At 62.0% G+C, this 616-nt stretch carries 1 protein-coding gene; it reads left to right on the top strand.

Annotation, left to right across the window (positions count from 1 at the left end):
* On the top strand, positions 1-616 hold a 616-nt coding region (locus KVS69_RS18590; protein ID WP_217539459.1), incomplete at both ends, for an ABC transporter substrate-binding protein.

The raw sequence follows: 616 nt of genomic DNA, 5'->3' as shown, positions 1-616 counted from the left end.
CGAAGGCGACATGGCCAATATCGGCACCGACGCGCTGCTGCTTCTCGTCGCTGGCGGCTCCAGCGATCTGAGAGCCGTCGTTTCGCCGAACAAGTCGTTGCCCTATCTGATCGCTTCCAAGGAGAATGTCGCCGCACCCGCCGACCTCACCGGCAAGAGCTTCGGAATCGGACGACCTGGCAGTCTCGACCATTCCCTCAGCATTCGCGTGCTGCAGAAGCAGGGTGTCGATGCAGGCCGCATCGATTTCGTTTCCCTGGGCCAGCCCAACCAGCGGGCCCAGGCGCTGGCCGCCGGCCAGATCGATGCCACGACTATGTCGATCGGCACGTGGGCGGCCATGCCTGATAGGTCTGGCCTGCGTGTCCTGGTGTCCCAGGACGATTATTATGCCGCCGCGCCGGTGGTCAGCAAGGTCAATATCGTGACGGCTAAGGTGCTCAAGGAACGCCATGACGACGTCAAGAAAGTGATCACCGCCCTGATCAAGGCATCGCGCGATTTTGCCGCCAACCCGGCAACCTGGACGACGGCCATGGCCAAGGCCCGGCCGGATATCGATGCGGAGACGCTGGATATGCTCGGCAAGAGCTTTGCAAAGAGCTGGAGCGTCAAT

Source organism: Stenotrophomonas sp. GbtcB23 (assembly GCF_019091045.1).
GTDB lineage: Bacteria > Pseudomonadota > Gammaproteobacteria > Xanthomonadales > Xanthomonadaceae > Stenotrophomonas > Stenotrophomonas rhizophila_A.
The sequence above is the reverse complement of the archived record's forward strand: the minus strand, read 5'-3'. Positions and strand labels throughout refer to the sequence as shown.